The sequence below is a fragment of the Cupriavidus phytorum genome, assembly GCF_003254285.1.
Taxonomy (GTDB): domain Bacteria; phylum Pseudomonadota; class Gammaproteobacteria; order Burkholderiales; family Burkholderiaceae; genus Cupriavidus; species Cupriavidus phytorum.
This window is the reverse complement of the sequence record NZ_QKZN01000001.1, coordinates 1137030-1152410: the sequence shown is the minus strand read 5'-3', so window position 1 is coordinate 1152410 and position 15381 is coordinate 1137030. Positions and strand designations below refer to the sequence as shown.

General features: G+C 68.7%; 17 protein-coding genes. 11 read left to right on the top strand and 6 right to left on the bottom strand.

Annotation, left to right across the window (positions count from 1 at the left end):
- Positions 1-2: 2 nt before the first annotated feature.
- Positions 3-974, bottom strand: a complete 972-nt coding sequence (locus C7416_RS04970) for a Bug family tripartite tricarboxylate transporter substrate binding protein (RefSeq protein ID WP_111517379.1) — start codon at positions 972-974, stop codon at positions 3-5.
- Positions 975-1302: 328 nt separating this feature from the next.
- On the opposite strand from C7416_RS04970, the gene C7416_RS04965 reads away from it, so the two are divergent.
- On the top strand, positions 1303-1539 hold the full coding sequence (locus tag C7416_RS04965) for a DUF2795 domain-containing protein (protein WP_111517378.1): 237 nt from the start codon (positions 1303-1305) through the stop codon (positions 1537-1539).
- Between the two features lie 39 nt (positions 1540-1578).
- Here C7416_RS04965 and C7416_RS04960 read toward each other — a convergent pair whose 3' ends face one another.
- From C7416_RS04960 to dkgB, 3 genes are all read right to left on the bottom strand, one after another.
- Entirely contained in the window at positions 1579-1791 is a 213-nt protein-coding gene (locus C7416_RS04960) for a hypothetical protein (RefSeq protein WP_111517377.1), read from the bottom strand.
- Positions 1792-2237: 446 nt separating this feature from the next.
- On the bottom strand, positions 2238-3353 hold the full coding sequence (locus tag C7416_RS04955; protein ID WP_111517376.1) for an alkene reductase: 1116 nt from the start codon (positions 3351-3353) through the stop codon (positions 2238-2240).
- A gap of 74 nt (positions 3354-3427) precedes the next feature.
- The gene (gene dkgB, locus C7416_RS04950; protein ID WP_111517375.1) at positions 3428-4234 is read right to left on the bottom strand and encodes a 2,5-didehydrogluconate reductase DkgB; all 807 of its coding nucleotides are present in this window, start codon (positions 4232-4234) and stop codon (positions 3428-3430) included.
- Between the two features lie 173 nt (positions 4235-4407).
- Here dkgB and C7416_RS04945 point away from each other — a divergent pair, with 173 nt between their 5' ends.
- The gene (locus C7416_RS04945) at positions 4408-5334 is read left to right on the top strand and encodes a LysR family transcriptional regulator (RefSeq protein ID WP_111517374.1); all 927 of its coding nucleotides are present in this window, start codon (positions 4408-4410) and stop codon (positions 5332-5334) included.
- Between the two features lie 7 nt (positions 5335-5341).
- Here C7416_RS04945 and C7416_RS04940 read toward each other — a convergent pair whose 3' ends face one another.
- A complete protein-coding gene (locus C7416_RS04940; RefSeq protein ID WP_111517373.1) occupies positions 5342-6250 on the bottom strand; it encodes a LysR substrate-binding domain-containing protein in 909 nt (302 codons plus the stop codon).
- Positions 6251-6436: 186 nt separating this feature from the next.
- Between C7416_RS04940 and C7416_RS04935 the strand changes: the two genes are divergently transcribed.
- From C7416_RS04935 to C7416_RS04895, 9 genes are all read left to right on the top strand, one after another.
- On the top strand, positions 6437-7471 hold the full coding sequence (locus C7416_RS04935; protein WP_111517372.1) for an ABC transporter substrate-binding protein: 1035 nt from the start codon (positions 6437-6439) through the stop codon (positions 7469-7471).
- A 63-nt stretch (positions 7472-7534) separates the two neighbouring features.
- Complete coding sequence (locus C7416_RS04930; RefSeq protein ID WP_111517371.1) at positions 7535-8614, top strand: ABC transporter ATP-binding protein; 1080 nt, start codon at positions 7535-7537, stop codon at positions 8612-8614.
- Positions 8615-8648: 34 nt separating this feature from the next.
- Positions 8649-9530, top strand: a complete 882-nt coding sequence (locus C7416_RS04925; protein WP_181461153.1) for an ABC transporter permease — start codon at positions 8649-8651, stop codon at positions 9528-9530.
- 12 nt (positions 9531-9542) lie between these two features.
- Complete coding sequence (locus tag C7416_RS04920) at positions 9543-10337, top strand: ABC transporter permease (RefSeq protein ID WP_111517369.1); 795 nt, start codon at positions 9543-9545, stop codon at positions 10335-10337.
- Positions 10338-10349: 12 nt separating this feature from the next.
- Positions 10350-11486, top strand: coding sequence for an NAD(P)/FAD-dependent oxidoreductase (locus C7416_RS04915; RefSeq protein ID WP_111517368.1), 1137 nt, complete (start codon positions 10350-10352; stop codon positions 11484-11486).
- A complete protein-coding gene (locus C7416_RS04910) occupies positions 11476-11844 on the top strand; it encodes a (2Fe-2S)-binding protein (RefSeq protein ID WP_111517367.1) in 369 nt (122 codons plus the stop codon). Before C7416_RS04915 ends, C7416_RS04910 begins: the two co-directional genes overlap by 11 nt.
- Positions 11837-13216 (top strand): FAD/NAD(P)-dependent oxidoreductase, encoded by a 1380-nt coding sequence (locus C7416_RS04905; protein WP_111517366.1) that lies wholly within the window; start codon positions 11837-11839, stop codon positions 13214-13216. Before C7416_RS04910 ends, C7416_RS04905 begins: the two co-directional genes overlap by 8 nt.
- Positions 13206-14375: an NAD(P)/FAD-dependent oxidoreductase gene (locus C7416_RS04900; RefSeq protein ID WP_111517365.1), complete on the top strand. Its 1170-nt coding sequence runs from the start codon at positions 13206-13208 to the stop codon at positions 14373-14375. The genes C7416_RS04905 and C7416_RS04900 overlap by 11 nt, the downstream gene beginning before the upstream one ends.
- Positions 14376-14420: 45 nt before the next feature.
- Entirely contained in the window at positions 14421-14774 is a 354-nt protein-coding gene (locus C7416_RS04895; protein ID WP_111517364.1) for a RidA family protein, read from the top strand.
- A 149-nt stretch (positions 14775-14923) separates the two neighbouring features.
- On the opposite strand, the gene C7416_RS04890 is transcribed toward C7416_RS04895, so the two are convergent.
- Positions 14924-15349, bottom strand: coding sequence for an SRPBCC family protein (locus tag C7416_RS04890; protein WP_111517363.1), 426 nt, complete (start codon positions 15347-15349; stop codon positions 14924-14926).
- Positions 15350-15381 lie beyond the last annotated feature (32 nt).

Below are 15381 nucleotides of genomic sequence, written 5' to 3'. Positions count from 1 at the left end.
GCTCAGGACCCGGCCTTGTAGTTCGTATCCTTGACGATCTTCGCCCACCTTGCCGCGTCCTCGGCGATGGTGGCAGCGAACTGTTCGGGAGTGCCGCCCACCACCTCGTAGTCGATCGCGGCCAGCCGTTGCCGGATCTCGGGCTGCGCCAGGATGCGGTTCATCTCCTGGTTCAGCCGCGTGACGATCTCCTTGGGCGTGCCGGCCGGCGCCAGCAGGCCGGCCCACGAATTGAACGCCATGCCGTCGAAACCGGCTTCCTGCATGGTCGGGACATCGGGCAGCGCGGGCGAGCGCTTGGACGCGAACACCGCCAGCGGGCGCAGCTTGCCGGCCTTGATCATTGCCATGCCGTTGAACGGGTCGATGGTCATGTCGACCTCGCCCGAGACCACCGCCTGCATCTGCGGGCCGGTGCCGCGGTACGACACGCTGACCACGTCGGGGGTGCCCGCCGCGCTCTTGAAGGTGGCGCCGATCAGCTCGATCATGCTGCTGCCGGCCGACAGGCTCAGCGGCCGGGACTTCGCCTTGGCCAGCGCGACGAATTCCTGCACGGTCTTGGCCGGCACCGAGGGGTGCACCACCATCACGAAGCCGATATTGCTGATCTGCGAGATCGGCGCGAAGCTTTTCAGCGGCTCATAGCCGGCCTTGTACAACACCGGGCTGAGGGTCTGCGCGCCGGCGGTATTGAGCAGCAGCGTATAGCCGTCCGGCGCCGCGCGCGCCACCACGTCGGTGCCGATGATGCCGTTGGCGCCGGGACGGTTCTCCACCACCACCGACTGCTTCAGCGCCTCGCCCAGCTTCTGCGAAATCAGTCGCGCCACCACGTCGGTGGCGCCGCCGGGGGCAAACGGCACCACCATGCGGATCGGCTTGCTGGGATAGGTGTCGCCCCACGCCAGCGCGGGCATCGCGCTCAGCACGGTGGCGCACAGCATCAGGCGGCGGCGCGGATTCGGTTGCATCGGGGGTGTCTCCTGGATGGCGGTGGTTGGAAGCAGCGCGGTATCCAGACCGCACCTGCCATTATTCATAGTTATGAATTTAATTTTACGCACATAAACTTTACCGTCAATTAGGGGTATGTGCGGACGGCAAGGACGGATGGAGTGCCGTGCGGAAGACGCCGCAGCACCGTGCCCGCCGCGATTCCGCCATGGCATGTGCCTTGCGTTTCCATCAGGATTCGACGTCGGGAACCAGACCGCAGCCCCCGGCGCCGGGGTCTGGAATGCGCAGGAGATTCTGCATCGGGAGCATTGCGCGTTCGACGCAACCTATCGGAGATCAGCCATGGCCAATGACAAGCATCCGCAAGGAAAGCCGCGCACGGATCGATGGGATCCGGCCGCCCTTGGGCAGGCATTGCGCGGCCTGGACTATCCCGCGACGCGCGGCGCGCTGGTTTCCGCCGCGCGCGACAACGACGCGGATGACGCGATCGTGGACGCCCTGCTGGGCATACCTGAGCAAAACTACCGGGATGCAGCGGAAGTGGCGCAGGCGGTTGCGCGGCACCTCGGCATATAGGTCGAGCCGCCGCGCATGCCGGAACCTGTGCCCGGGATTTCAGCGTCGATCGCTGTACAGCGGATCCAGGTCGTGCCGGAACAGTTTCCGCAGCGGAATGGGGTACTGGAATGCCAGCACGGGCTCCAGGGCGCCCTGCTGGTTCCGGAACACCTCGAACAGGCGGCGCCGGCGGTCGCTGTCCCAGCCAAAGACATAGACGTAGGCGCTGCCCCGCCACGCCAGCGTTTCGGCGCCGAACGGCGGCCCCACGTCGGCGAGCGGACAACAGCGGGCACAGAGCGCCAGGGCAGTCCTTTCCGGTCCGGTAAGCTCGTGGCTGGTGTCTGTTTCAAACGGCGCGACCAGGCCCGGGGCGAGCGATAGTGGGGGGCCGTTGGGGTGTGCCGGCGCTAGGCGGTGAACTGGCGACTGGTGGGCAGGCACTGTCTCACTCCTTTTTTGAGAGTTCCATATCGCGCGCCGACGGCACCAGCCGATCAAACGCGAATGATTCGCGCCTTCATATCGTTTTGCTTCTCCCCAAAAAGAAAGCGCCCGCGGGTTGGACCTGGCGGGCGGACTTTCCTGGATGCGGATGGCGCATTCGGACGGTGCCGATATTGCCTTGATATGTCGGTCGCAGCATATCCCTCTAAAGCACTACGGCGGCAACGGGACATCCGGCCGCCGGGCCGCCAGGTACGCCGCGGGACGGCTCAGGCCGCGGCTTGCGCCAGGGTCGGGTAATCGGTCAGGCCCTGGGCGCCGCCGCCGAACAGCGTGTCGCGCTGGTGCAACGCCAGCGGCGCGCCGACGCGCAGGCGCTCGGGCAGGTCCGGATTGGCCACGAACGGACGGCCGAACGCGATCAGGTCGGCCCAGCCGGCGGCGACGGCTTCGCGCGCACGCTCGGCGGTGTACTTGCCGGCATAGATCAGCACCCCCGGGAAGGCCTCGCGCAGCCGTTGCTTGAATGCCACCGGCATCAGCGGCGCGTCGTCCCAGTCCGCTTCCGCGATATGGAGGTAGCCGACCCCCAGCTCGCCCAGCAGCTTCGCGGCGGCAAGGTACGTCGTTTCGGGATCGTCATCGACGCAGCCGTTGAGCGTGGTCAGCGGCGCCAGCCGGATGCCGACGCGCGACGCGTCGCCGGCACCTTCGATCAGGGCCCGCGTCACTTCGCCGAGGAAGCGCAGCCGGTTCTGCAGCGTGCCGCCGTACTGGTCCTTGCGCGTGTTGGCGCCCGAGTCGATGAACTGGTTCACCAGGTAGCCGTTCGCGCCGTGCAGCTCGACCCCGTCGAAGCCCGCCGCGATCGCGTTGCGGGCCGCGGCACGGTACTGGTCGACGATCTCGCCGATTTCCTCCACCGTCAGCGCGCGCGGCATCGAGGCCGGGACGAAGCCCGGGGTGCTGCCGTCCTCCCCCGCGATGAAGACGTTGACGCCCTGCGCCTGGATCGGCGACGACGATACCGGTTGCTGCCCGCCCAGCAGGCTGGTGTGGCTGAGCCGGCCGACGTGCCAGAGCTGCGCGAAGATGCGGCCGCCGGCGGCGTGGACCGCGCCGGTCACCTTGCGCCATCCGGCCACCTGCGCCGGCGTATGGATGCCCGGCGTCCAGGCATAGCCCTTGCCGAGCGGGGCGATATAGGTGCCCTCGCTGACGATCAGGCCGGCGCCGGCGCGCTGCGCGTAGTAGGCGGCCATCAGGTCGTTGGCCTCGTCGCCGGGCTGGCTGGCGCGCGAGCGCGTCATCGGCGGCATGACGATGCGGTTCGGCAGCGTCAGGCCACCCAGTTGCAGCGGTTGAAACAGCGGATCCTTGCTCATGGTGCTTGTCCTGTCAGGTCCGCGGCCAGGGGGGCCGCGAACGGGTCATCGGGAAGGTCGGCGCGTCAGGTCACTCAGTCCCATTGCGGCGCCAGGCCGTCCGGGCTGACCTCGCGGCCGTTGCGCTCCAGCGCGGCGATCTGCGCCATGTCGTCCTCGCTGAGGCGCAGGCTCTGCGCCAGCAGGTTGCTGGCCAGGTTCTCGCGCTTGGTCGACGACGGAATCACCGAGTAGCCCAGCTGCAGCGCCCACGCCAGCACCACCTGCGCCGGCGTGGCCTGGTGCCGCTGCGCGATCGCGCCGATCACCGGGTCGCCCAGCACCTTGCCGTAGGCGAGCGTCATGTACGACGTCACGTGGATGCCTTCGCGCTGCAGGAACGCCACCAGATCGCGGTTCTGCAGGTAGGGGCTCAGCTCGATCTGGTTGGTCGCGATCGCGTCCTTGCCGACCGCGGCGATGGCCTGGCGGGTCAGCGCGATATTGAAGTTGGAGACGCCGATCTGCCGCGTCAGGCCTTTTTCCCGGGCCTGCGCAAGCGCGGTCATGAAGCTTTCCAGCGGCACGCCATTGCCCGGCGCCGGCCAGTGGATCAGGGTCAGGTCGACGTAGTCTGTACGCAGTTTGCGCAGGCTCTCTTCGAGGCTCGGCACGAGCTTGTCCGGGGCGTAGTTGTCGACCCAGATCTTGGTGGTCAGGAACAGCTCGTCGCGGCGCACGCCGGACGCGGCGACGGCCTCGCCGATCTCGGCTTCGTTGCCGTAGATCTGCGCGGTGTCGATGGCGCGGTAGCCCAGTTCGAGGCCGTTGCGGACCGAGTCGATGACGACCTGGCCCTGCAGGCGGAAGGTGCCGAGGCCGAAGGCGGGAATCTTGTTCATGGTTGTAGCTCCTGGGGAGAAGACACGGAAGAGTGTTTCGATGCAGCCATTCTGCCCGCCGGAACTGATGAGATAAACGCCTTTACTGGACAAAAATATTTGATTTGAGATCAAGGATTGCCACGCGCTGGCGCATCGTCTATAAACCAATCTGTCCTGATCCCGGCGCACCCATGAAAATCACGCTCGACGAACTGCTGGCCTTTGCGACCGTGGTCGACAGCGGCTCGATCACGGCCGCCGCGCAGCAGCTCGACCTCACCGTCTCGGCCACCAGCCGCACCCTCGCCCGCCTCGAGGAAAAGCTCAGGACCACGCTGCTGCGCCGGACCACGCGCCGCCTCGAGTTGACCGAGGAAGGCCAGGCCTTCCTGCACGATGCGCGCGCCATTATCGACTCGGTCGAAAGCGCGGAAGAACAGATGCTGGCGCGGCGCGAGAAGCCGTCCGGGCGCCTGCGCGTCGACGCCGCGTCGCCGTTCATGCTGCATGTGATCGTGCCGCTGGTGCGCGGCTACCGCGAGCGCTTTCCGCAGGTGGAGCTGGAGCTGAACAGCAACGAGGGCATCATCGACCTGCTCGAGCGGCGCACCGACGTGGCCATCCGCATTGGCCGCCTGAAGGATTCGACGCTGCATAGCCGGCTGATCGGCAACAGCCGGGTGCGCATGCTGGCCAGTCCGGCCTACCTCGACGCGCACGGCCACCCGCGCAAGGCGCAGGATCTCGGCAAGCACGCGCTGCTGGGCTTCACTCAGCCGGAATCGCTCAACGTATGGCCGATCCTGGGTGCCGACGGAGAGCCCTACCGGATCGAGCCGGCGGTGTGGTCGTCGAGCGGCGAAACGCTCAGGCAGCTGGCGCTGGAAGGCGCGGGCATCGTTTGCCTGTCGGACTTCATGACCGCGCACGACCGTGAAGCGGGCCGGTTGGTGCAGGTGCTGGCGCGACAGACGCAGGACGTGCGCCAGCCCATCCATGCGGTCTACTACCGCAATACCGCGATCTCGGCGCGGATCGCATCGTTCGTCGACTACCTGGCGGAAGCGATCGGCGGCAAGGGCGGCGCGCGCCAGGCGGCGGCGTGGGCGCAGCCGTGACGATGGTCTAGGCCACCACGAACCTGGGATCCAGCCGCGCCAGCGCAAACGCGCGGGTGTGCGCGACAAAGGCCTTGAGCAGGATCGACGGCGCGCGCTGCGCCGAGAACAGCACCGAGAAGTCGGTCGTCAGCAAGGGGTCGAACATGCGGAAGCAGACCCCGTCGCCCTTGTACTCCAGCGCGGTGATCGGGTCGATCAGCGCCACCCCCAGTCCCTCCTCCACGAACGCGCAGATGCTCCACGACACCTGCGTTTCCACCTGCACCTTGCATTCGATGCCGTAAGAGGCAAAGAGCGCATCGATCTGCAGCCGCGAGTCGAGCACGCGCGGATGCGAAACGAAGCGCTCCCCTGCCAGGTCAGGCGGGCGGATGACGTCCTGGCTGGCAAGCCGGTGCCCGGCGGGGATGGCGCACACCATCCGGGTCGACAGCAGCCGCTCGCCGTGCGTGCTGGGGTGGTTCATCGACAGGATGGCAAAGCCCACGTCGCAGCGCTGCTCCGAGACCATGTTGACCACCGTGCGCGACGAGTGCGGCAGCATCGTGATCTGGATCTGCGGGTGGTCCGCCATGAACGCCGCGATCGCGCGCGGCAGGAACGACAGCGCCAGCGCCGGCGCCGCGGCGATCTGCAGCGAGCCGCGCTGCATGTCGCGGATATCGAGCGCGGTCTGCGCGATGCGGTCGATGCCGACCAGCGAGCGCTGCACTTCCTCGAACAGCGCCTGCGCCTCGGCGGTGGGGTGCAGCCGCCCGCGCATGCGCTCGAACAGGGAAAACCCTACTGCCTCTTCCAGATCGGCGATCAGCCGGGTCGTTGCCGGCTGCGAGATGTGGAGCATCTCCGCGGCGCGCGTGACGGTCTGGCAAAGCATAACGGCCCGGAAGGCCTCGAGCTGGCGGATTTTCATGCAGCAAGTCTATAACACCATGTTATCGATGTCCCAAAAAAAAGAATTTTCCACGGCCCGAGCATCCTCCTAATCTATCCCGACACCGCGTATTACCGGACGTTCTTCGTTGCGGTGCAACGATAACCCGCCTGCATGGTTTTGGGGATCGATGGCAAGTTGACGGTGCATAACAGGGAGGAAAGCATGAAACAGCAAGTTCTCGCCGCGGCCGTGGTCGCGTTGTGCGGCACTTCGGCCGCGCTGGCCCAGCAGCCGACCCTCTACGTCGGCTCGTACGGCGGCTCGACCGAAAAGGTGTTCAAGGAAAAGATCATCCCGGCCTTCGAGACCCGGCATAAGGTCAAGGTGGTCTATGTCGCCGGCAATTCCACCGACACGCTGGCCAAGCTGCAGGCGCAGAAGGCGCGCCAGGAACTCGACGTGGTGCTGCTCGACGACGGCCCGATGTACCAGGCGCTGCAGCTGGGCTTCTGCGATGCCGTCAAGGACGCGCCGGTCTACAAGGACCTCTACCCGCTGGCGAAGCTGGGCGACAACAAGGCCACCGGCATCGGCGTGGTGGCGACGGGCCTGGTCTACAACACCGAGGCGTTCCGCAAGGCCGGCCTGCCGAAACCGGATTCGTGGGAGGTGCTGGCCGACAAGAAATTCCGCCAGAAGGTCGCGATCCCGCCGATCAGCAATACCTACGGCCTGCAGACGCTGATCATGTTCGCCAAGCTGCGCAAGGGCGGCGACCAGAATGTCGAGCCTGGCTTCGCCGCGCTGACGCGCGAGGTCGGCCCCAACGTGCTGGCCTGGGAGCCGTCGCCGGGCAAGATGACCGAGCTGTTCCAGAACGGCGATGTCACGCTGGCGGTGTGGGGCAGCGGCCGCGCACAAAGTCTGAAGGACACCGGCTTCCCGGTGGAATTCGTCTATCCGAAGGAAGGCGCCCCGGCGCTGCTGACCGCCGCGTGCCCGGTGGTGCAGAGCGATGTGGCCGAGGCCTCGCAGGCCTTTATCCAGTACCTGCTCACGCCCGAGGTGCAGACCGTGCTGGCCGACAGCCAGGGCTGGGGGCCTGTCAATGCCAAGGTCAAGCTCGAACCGAAGGTAGCCGCCAAGGTGCCGTACGGCAAGGCCCAGATCGACACGCTGCTGCCGACCAACTGGACCGTGGTCAACGAGAAGCGTGCCGAGTGGACCAACCGCTGGAACCGCACGGTCGAGCGCTGAGCCGGCGCCACCATCGCCCCACCATCGCCCCACGATAGCCACCAGGACAGCCCCCGCAAAACCATGAGCTTCCTCACACTGAGCGGCCTCGCGAAGGCCTTCGGCAGCTTCCATGCCGTTGAACACCTGAGCCTCGATGTCGAGCGCGGCGAATTCCTGTCGCTGCTCGGCCCGTCCGGCTGCGGCAAGACCACCACGCTGCAAATGATCGCCGGCTTCGTCGAACCCACGCGCGGCCGCATCGTGCTCGACGGGCGCGACATCACCGCGCTGCGCCCCGAAAAACGCGGCATGGGCGTGGTGTTCCAGAGCTACGCGCTGTTTCCGCACATGACCGTGGCCGGCAATATCGGCTTCGGCCTGGAGATGCGCGGCGTGGCCGCGGCCGAGCGCGGCCGCCGCATCGACGAGGCGCTCGAGCTGGTGCGCCTGGGCGGCCTCGGCAAGCGCTATCCGAAGGAGCTGTCGGGCGGCCAGCGCCAGCGCGTGGCGATTGCGCGCGCGCTGGCGATCCGGCCGGAGGTGCTGCTGCTCGACGAGCCAATGTCCAACCTCGATGCCAAGCTGCGCGAGGACATGCATATCGAGCTGCGCGCGATCCAGCGCCAGCTCGGCATCACCACCATCCTGGTCACGCACGACCAGGTCGAGGCCATGACCATGAGCGACCGCATCGCGGTGATGCATGGCGGCCGCATCGTCCAGCTGGCGACGCCGTTCGAAGCCTACGAGCGACCGCAATCGGCGTTTGCCTCGGGTTTCCTGGGCAAGACCAACAGCCTCGCCGGCGTGGTCGAGAAGACCAACGCGCGCTGCTGCGAAGTGCGCCTGGGCGACACGCTGGCGTACGTGCCGCATGAAGGCCGCCAGGTCGGGCGCGAGGTGCAGGTCTACGTGCGCCCCGAGAAGATCCGGCTCGGCCAGTGCGGCGACGGCGGCATCCCCGGCACGGTGCATACGCGGCTGTTCCTCGGCAACCACTGGATGCTGGAGGTCGACAGCGCGCTGGGCCGGCTGCGCGTAAGCCAGCCCAACCTGGGCGAGACCCCGCCGGCCGAGGGCGCAGCGGTCAGCGTGCTGTGGCACGACCAGGACTTGCGGGTGCTGGCCTGCGAAACCGCGACGGAGGCGCGCCATGCCTGATACTGCCACTCCCAACCTTGCAGGCGCGCACGCGATGGCGGCGCGCGCGCCGGGCAGGCCGTTCGCCGGCGCCGCCCCGTGGCTGCTGTCAGGGCCCGCGCTGCTGCTGTTCTGCGCGATGCTGCTGGTGCCGCTGCTGCTCACGGGCCTGCTGTCGCTGCACGCCTTCGACGGCACCCGCGGCGTGCTGCCGGCAATGACCGCCGCCAACTATCTCGAGATCCTCGGCGACAGCTATTACCACGAGATCTTCCTGCGCACCGCCGGCATGGCACTGGCGGTGACGGTGCTCGCGGTGGTGTTCGGCGTGCCCGAGACCCTGATCCTGTCGCGCATGCGCAGCCCGTGGCGCGGCCTCTTCCTGATCGTGATCCTCGGGCCGCTGCTGATCTCGGTGGTGGTGCGCACGCTGGGCTGGGCCATCCTGATGGGCAACAACGGCCTGATCAACGAAACCCTGCAGTGGCTGGGCCTGGTCGATGCGCCGGTGAAGCTTGTGTTTACGCAGACCGGTGTGATCATCGCGCTGACGCACGTGATGATGCCGTTCATGGTGATCTCGGTATGGGCGTCGCTGCAGAAGCTGGATCCGCAGGTCGAGCAGGCCGGCCAGGCCTTCGGCGCCTCGCCCTTCACGGTGTTCCGCCGCGTGATCCTGCCGCAGATCCTGCCGGGCATCCTGTCGGGCAGCATCATCGTGTTCGCGCTGTCGGCCTCGGCCTTCGCCACCCCGGCCATCCTCGGCGGGCGCCGCCTCAAGGTGGTGGCCACCGCCGCCTACGACGAATTCCTGAACACGCTGAACTGGCCGCTCGGCGCCGCCATCGCGGTGCTGCTGCTGATCGCCAACGTGATCGTCATCGTCGGCTGCAACCGGCTGGTGGAGCGCCGCTTCCGCCAGGTCTTCGAAGCCTGAGGAGCTGATGCCATGCGCAAGAACGGTCCCCTTTCCCTGCTGTACCACGCCCTCTTCATCGCCTTCATGGTGGCGCCGCTGCTGGTGGTGGTTGCCGTGTCCTTCACCGGCAAGGGCTATATCTCGATGCCCAGCGACGGCCTGTCGCTGCGCTGGTTCCGCGCCATTGCCGATGCGCACGAGCTCGTCGATGCGATCTGGCTGTCGCTGACGCTGGGCCTGGTCAGCGCCACCATCGCGGTGGCGCTGGCGGTGCCCGCGGCGCTGGCGCTGATCCGCCATCGCTTCCCGGGCCGCGGCGCACTGATGGCCTTCTTCCTGTCGCCGCTGATGATCCCGCACGTGGTGCTGGGGGTGGCCTTCCTGCGCTTCTTCACCACGCTGGGCGTGACCGGCTCGTTCTTCTGGCTTGCGCTGACCCACGTGGTGGTGGTCATGCCCTACGCGCTGCGCCTGGTGCTGGCCGCCGCCACCGGGCTGGACCGCGATGCCGAGCGCGCCGCGCTGTCGCTGGGCGCCAGCCGCTTCACGGCATTCCGCCGCGTGGTGCTGCCGCTGATCCTGCCCGGCGTGGTGGGCGGCTGGATGCTGTCGTTCATCCAGAGCTTCGACGAGCTGACCATGACCGTCTTCGTCGCCACGCCGGGCACCACCACGCTGCCGGTGGCGATGTACAACCAGATCGCCCAGACCATCGATCCGCTGGTGGCTTCGGTGTCCACGGTGCTGATCATCGGCACCCTGGTGCTGATGGTGCTGCTGGACCGCATCGTCGGGCTCGACCGCGTGCTGATCGGCAAGAACTGAACTTCGACTGACATGAACACATCCGATCTGATCGTGATTGGCGGCGGCCTGGTCGGCACCGCCATCGCCTACGGCGCCGCCGGGCAAGGCCTGCGCGTCACCGTGCTGGACGAAGGCGACGACGCCCTGCGCGCGTCGCGCGGCAACTTTGGCCTGGTCTGGGTCCAGGGCAAGGGCCTGGGCATGGCGCCCTACGCGCGCTGGACGCTGGGCTCGGCGCGGCTGTGGCCGCAGCTGCGCGATGCGCTGCGCGACGAGACCGGCATCGACGTGTGCCTGCGCCAGCCTGGTGGCTTCCACCTGTGCTTTTCCGAGGCGGACATGGATGAGCGCCGCCAGCGCCTGCAGAGCATCCAGGACGCGCTGCAGGGCGACTATCCGTTCGAGATGCTGGGCCAGCGCGAACTCGCGCAACGGCTGCCCGGCGTGGGCCCGGCCGTGGTCGGCGCCAGCTATACGCCGATGGACGGGCACACCAACCCGCTCAAGCTGCTGCGCGCGCTGCATGCCGCCTGCCAGCGGCGTGGCGTGCGCATCGTCGGCGGGCATGGCGCGCAATCGATCACGCCAGAAGCGGGCGGCTTTACGGTCAATGCGGGGGAAGGCGGCCACGCGCGCTTTGCCGCGCCGCGCGTGGTGCTGGCCGCCGGCCTCGGCAACCGCAGGCTTGCCGCGCAGGTCGGCCTGCATGCGCCGGTGGCACCGAACCGTGGCCAGGTGCTGATCGGTGAGCGCGCCAGCCACTTCCTCGACTTCCCCACCACCTATGTGCGCCAGACCGACGAAGGCACGATCCAGCTGGGCGACTCGATGGAGGACGTCGGCTTCGACGACGGCACCACCGCCGGCGTGCTCGCCGACATTGCGCGCCGCGGCGTGCGCAGTTTCCCCGCGCTGGCCGGCCTGAAGCTGGTGCGCGCCTGGGGCGCGCTGCGCGTGATGAGCCCGGACGGCTACCCGATCTACCAGGAAAGCCCGACCTGCCCCGGCGCCTTCGTCACCACCTGCCATAGCGGCGTCACGCTTGCCGCCGCGCATGCGCTGCGCGTCGCCCCGTGGGTGGCCGGCGGCGAACGGCCACAGGGGATCGACGTATTCACCGGCGACCGCTTCCTGAACTCTAACCAGACCTTCCACCATGCCCACTGATCGCCTGTTCAAACGGATTGCCGCGTCCGCAGCCCATGGCGGCGCCGACACCGTCACCATCGAATTCAACGGCGCGCCGCTGCGGGTGCCTGCCGGCTGCAGCGTTGCCGCGGCGCTGCTGGCCAGCGGCGTGACCCGCTTCCGCAATTCGCCTGTCAGCGGCGAGCCGCGCGCGCCGTATTGCATGATGGGCGCCTGCTTCGAATGCCTGATGGAGATCGATGGACAGCCGAGCCGGCAAAGCTGCCTGGTGACGGTGCGCGAAGGCATGCGCGTGCACACGCAGGACGGCGCCCGCACCCTGCCATTGCCCGCGCCGGCAGAGGCTGGCCACGCTGCGCAGGTGGCCCATGGCTGAGCATGACGTCGACATCGCCATCATCGGCGCCGGCCCGGCCGGCATGGCAGCGGCGGTAGCCGCCGCCGCCAGCGGCGCGCGCGTGGCCCTGCTGGACGAGCAGGAAGCCTGCGGCGGCCAGATCTACCGCGCCATCCAGAGCGCGCCACCGGAACGCCTGCGCATCCTCGGCCCCGACTACGCCGCCGGCCGCGCGCTGGCCGACCGCTTCGCCGCCAGCGGCGCGCAGCACATCACCGGCGCGGCGGTGTGGCAGGTCACGCGCGAGCACACCGTGCACTACCTGCGCCAGGGCCGTGTCGCCAGCCTGCAGGCGCGCCAGGTGATTCTCTGCACCGGGGCCATGGAGCGCCCGTTCCCGATCCCGGGATGGACGCTGCCCGGCGTGCTGACCGCCGGCGCCGCGCAGATCCTGCTCAAGAGCGCCGACGTGGTGCCGGCCGAACCGGTGGTGCTGGCCGGCTGCGGGCCCCTGCTCTACCTGCTCGGCTGGCAATACGTGCGCGCCGGCGTGCCGATCCGCGCCATCGTCGACACCACCGACGGCGCCGACTACCAGCGTGCGCTGGCCCACTTGGGCGGGGCGCTGGCGGGCTGGCGCTACCTGAAGAAGGGCCTGGCGCTGATGCGTGCGCTGAAGCGTGGCGGCGTGCCGTTCTACAAGGGCGCCACGGACCTGGCGGTCGAGGGCGACGAGGCGGTGCGGGCGCTGCGCTTCAACAGCCGCGGGCAGTCGCACCGCATTGCCACCCACGCCGTGCTGCTGCACCAGGGCGTTGTGCCCAATACCCAGTTCAGCTGGGCACTGCGCGCGGCGCACCGCTGGGACGACACGCAGCTGTGCTGGCAGCCGGTGGTCGACGACTGGGGCGCGCTCGACCTGCCGGGCATCTTCGTTGCCGGCGATGGCCGCGGCATCGGCGGCGCGGTTGCGGCCGCGCTGCAGGGCGAGCTGGCCGGCCTGGCGGCGGCCCATAACGTCGGCCGGCTCGACGCCGCGCAACGCGACCGCCAGGCTGCGCCGCTGCGCGCCGCGCTGCGCTCGCACCTGAGCATCCGGCCCTTCCTCGACGCGCTGTACCGCCCCAAGCCGGCCAACCGCGTGCCGGCGGACGACGTGGTGGTCTGCCGCTGCGAGGAAGTGACCGCCGGCGCCATCCGCGGCTTCGTCGCGCTGGGCTGCAGCGGGCCCAACCAGGCCAAGTCGTTCGGCCGCTGCGGCATGGGGCCGTGCCAGGGGCGCCAGTGCGGCCTGACGGTCACCGAGGTCATCGCCGACGCGCGCGGCGTGCCGCCGCAGCAGGTCGGCTACTACCGCATTCGTCCGCCGATCAAGCCCGTGACGCTCGGAGAACTGGCCAATGAAGGCTGACGCGCGCCACGGCAGCGGGGCCGATGCCGACGTGATCGTCATCGGCGGCGGGCTGCAGGGCACCTCGAGCGCGCTGCAGCTCGCGCGCAAGGGCTTGCGCGTGACGCTGCTCGAAGCCGACTATTGCGGCCGGCACGCGTCGGGGGTCAATGCCGGCGGCGTGCGCACGCTGGGGCGCCACATGGCCGAGATTCCACTGGCGCTGGCCTCGCTGGAACTGTGGCACCGGCTGGCGGACCTGACCGGCGACGACGCCGGCTTCGTCCCTAGCGGCCAGCTCAAGGTGGCCGAGACCGACGCCGAGCTGGAGGTGCTGCGCCGGCGCGTGGCCCAGCTCGAAGCCCTGGGCTTTACCCACGAAACGCTGGTCGACGCGCACACGGTGCGCGCCCTGGTCCCGTCGATCGCCCCCCATGTCACCGGCGCGATCTGGGCACGCCGCGACGGCCATGCGCTGCCCTACCGCGCCGTCACCGCGTTCCGCCGCGCCGCCGAAGCGGCCGGCGCGGCCATCCATGAAGCCACTCCCGCCGGACGCCTGGAATACGCGCGCGGCCGCTGGCACGTGCACACGCCGCGCGGCGTGTTCCGCGCGCCGCGGCTGGTGAACGCGGCCGGCGCCTGGGCCGGCACCTTCGCCGCGCAGCTCGGCGAACCGGTGCCGGTCGAGGCCGGCGGACTGATGCTGATGATCACCCACCGCGTGGCGCCATTCGTCAGGCCGGTGCTGGGCGCGACCGGGCGCGCGCTCTCGTTCAAGCAGTTCGACAACGGCACCGTGCTGATCGGCGGCGGCCTGCGCTGCCCTGCGGACGCCCGGGCCCGCCATGGCGAAGTCGACATGCTCAGGCTCGGTACCAGCGCGCAGACCGTGACCGCGCTGTTCCCGCACCTGGGTCCGCTGGGCATCAATCGCGCCTGGGCCGGGGTCGAGGCCTTCCTGCCGGACCAGATACCGGTGATCGGGCCGAGCCGCTCGGCACCGGACGTGGTGCATGCCTTCGGCTTCTCCGCGCACGGCTTCGAACTGGGGCCGATCGTGGGACAGATCGTTGCCGACCTTGTCACCGAGGGCCGCTCCGCCCTGCCGATCGACGCCTTTGCCGTCGACCGTTTCGACCGACCCCGCAGCGCCATGGCCGGCGCGCTGCGCGACTAGCTTCCAGCCGGCTCCCTTTCCAACTTTTTTCCCGAGGTCTTACGGATGAGCAATATCCAGCGTTTCCAGTCCACCAAACGTCTTTCCCGACTCGTCGTGCATAACGGCGTGGTCTACGTGGCCGGCGTCACGGCCACCGATGCTTCCGGCGATATCGGCGCGCAGACGCGCGATGTGCTGGAAAAGATCGACGGCTACCTCGCCAGCGTCGGCAGCGACCGCAGCCGGCTGCTGTCCGCGCAGATCTGGCTCAAGGATATCGAGCAGGATTTCGCCGGCATGAATGCCGCCTGGGAAGCGTGGATCCCCGAGGATGCGGTCCCCACGCGCGCCACCTGCGAGGCCAGGCTGGCGCGGCCGGAGCTGCTGGTGGAGATCATCGTGACGGCGGCGGTCTGACGCAACATTCGCCTCAGACCGCCACCCCCCGCATTACTCGCCGTACTGGAACAGCACGCGGCCCTCGCCCGGCACGCCGGCGGCCGCGTGGGCCTGCGTGATCGCACCAGCCATGGCCGCCAGCGCCATCCCTAGCGCAAGCAGGCGCTTCATGACGCCGCTCCGGCCAGCGTCGCTTGCAGCGCTTGCAAGCCATCGCGATAGATGCCCTCGAACAGCCGCGATGCCTCGTCGTCGCTCACGCCGGCGGGCGTGAACTGGCCGCACCACTCGACGCGAGCGGCCTGGTCGCCGTCGATGCCGATCACGCGCAGCGTGGAGCGGTAGCCGGTGACCGGAAACGGCGCCCGCAGGATCGAGTAGGTGTAGCTGCGCGCGCCCTGGTCGAAGGCCTCGAGCCGTTCGACGATGGCGTCGCCATCCGGATTGACGAGGCTGCGCACGCGGCCGCCCTCGCTCAGTTCGCTCTTGGGGATATACGGCAGCCAGTCGGGCAGCGAATCGAAGCCGCCAATCAGTTGCCAGACGCGGTCCGGTGACACCGGCAGCGTGATCGTTGCAGAAGCTTGTGCCATGGTTGGCTCCCTGAAATCAGAATGCAAAACAG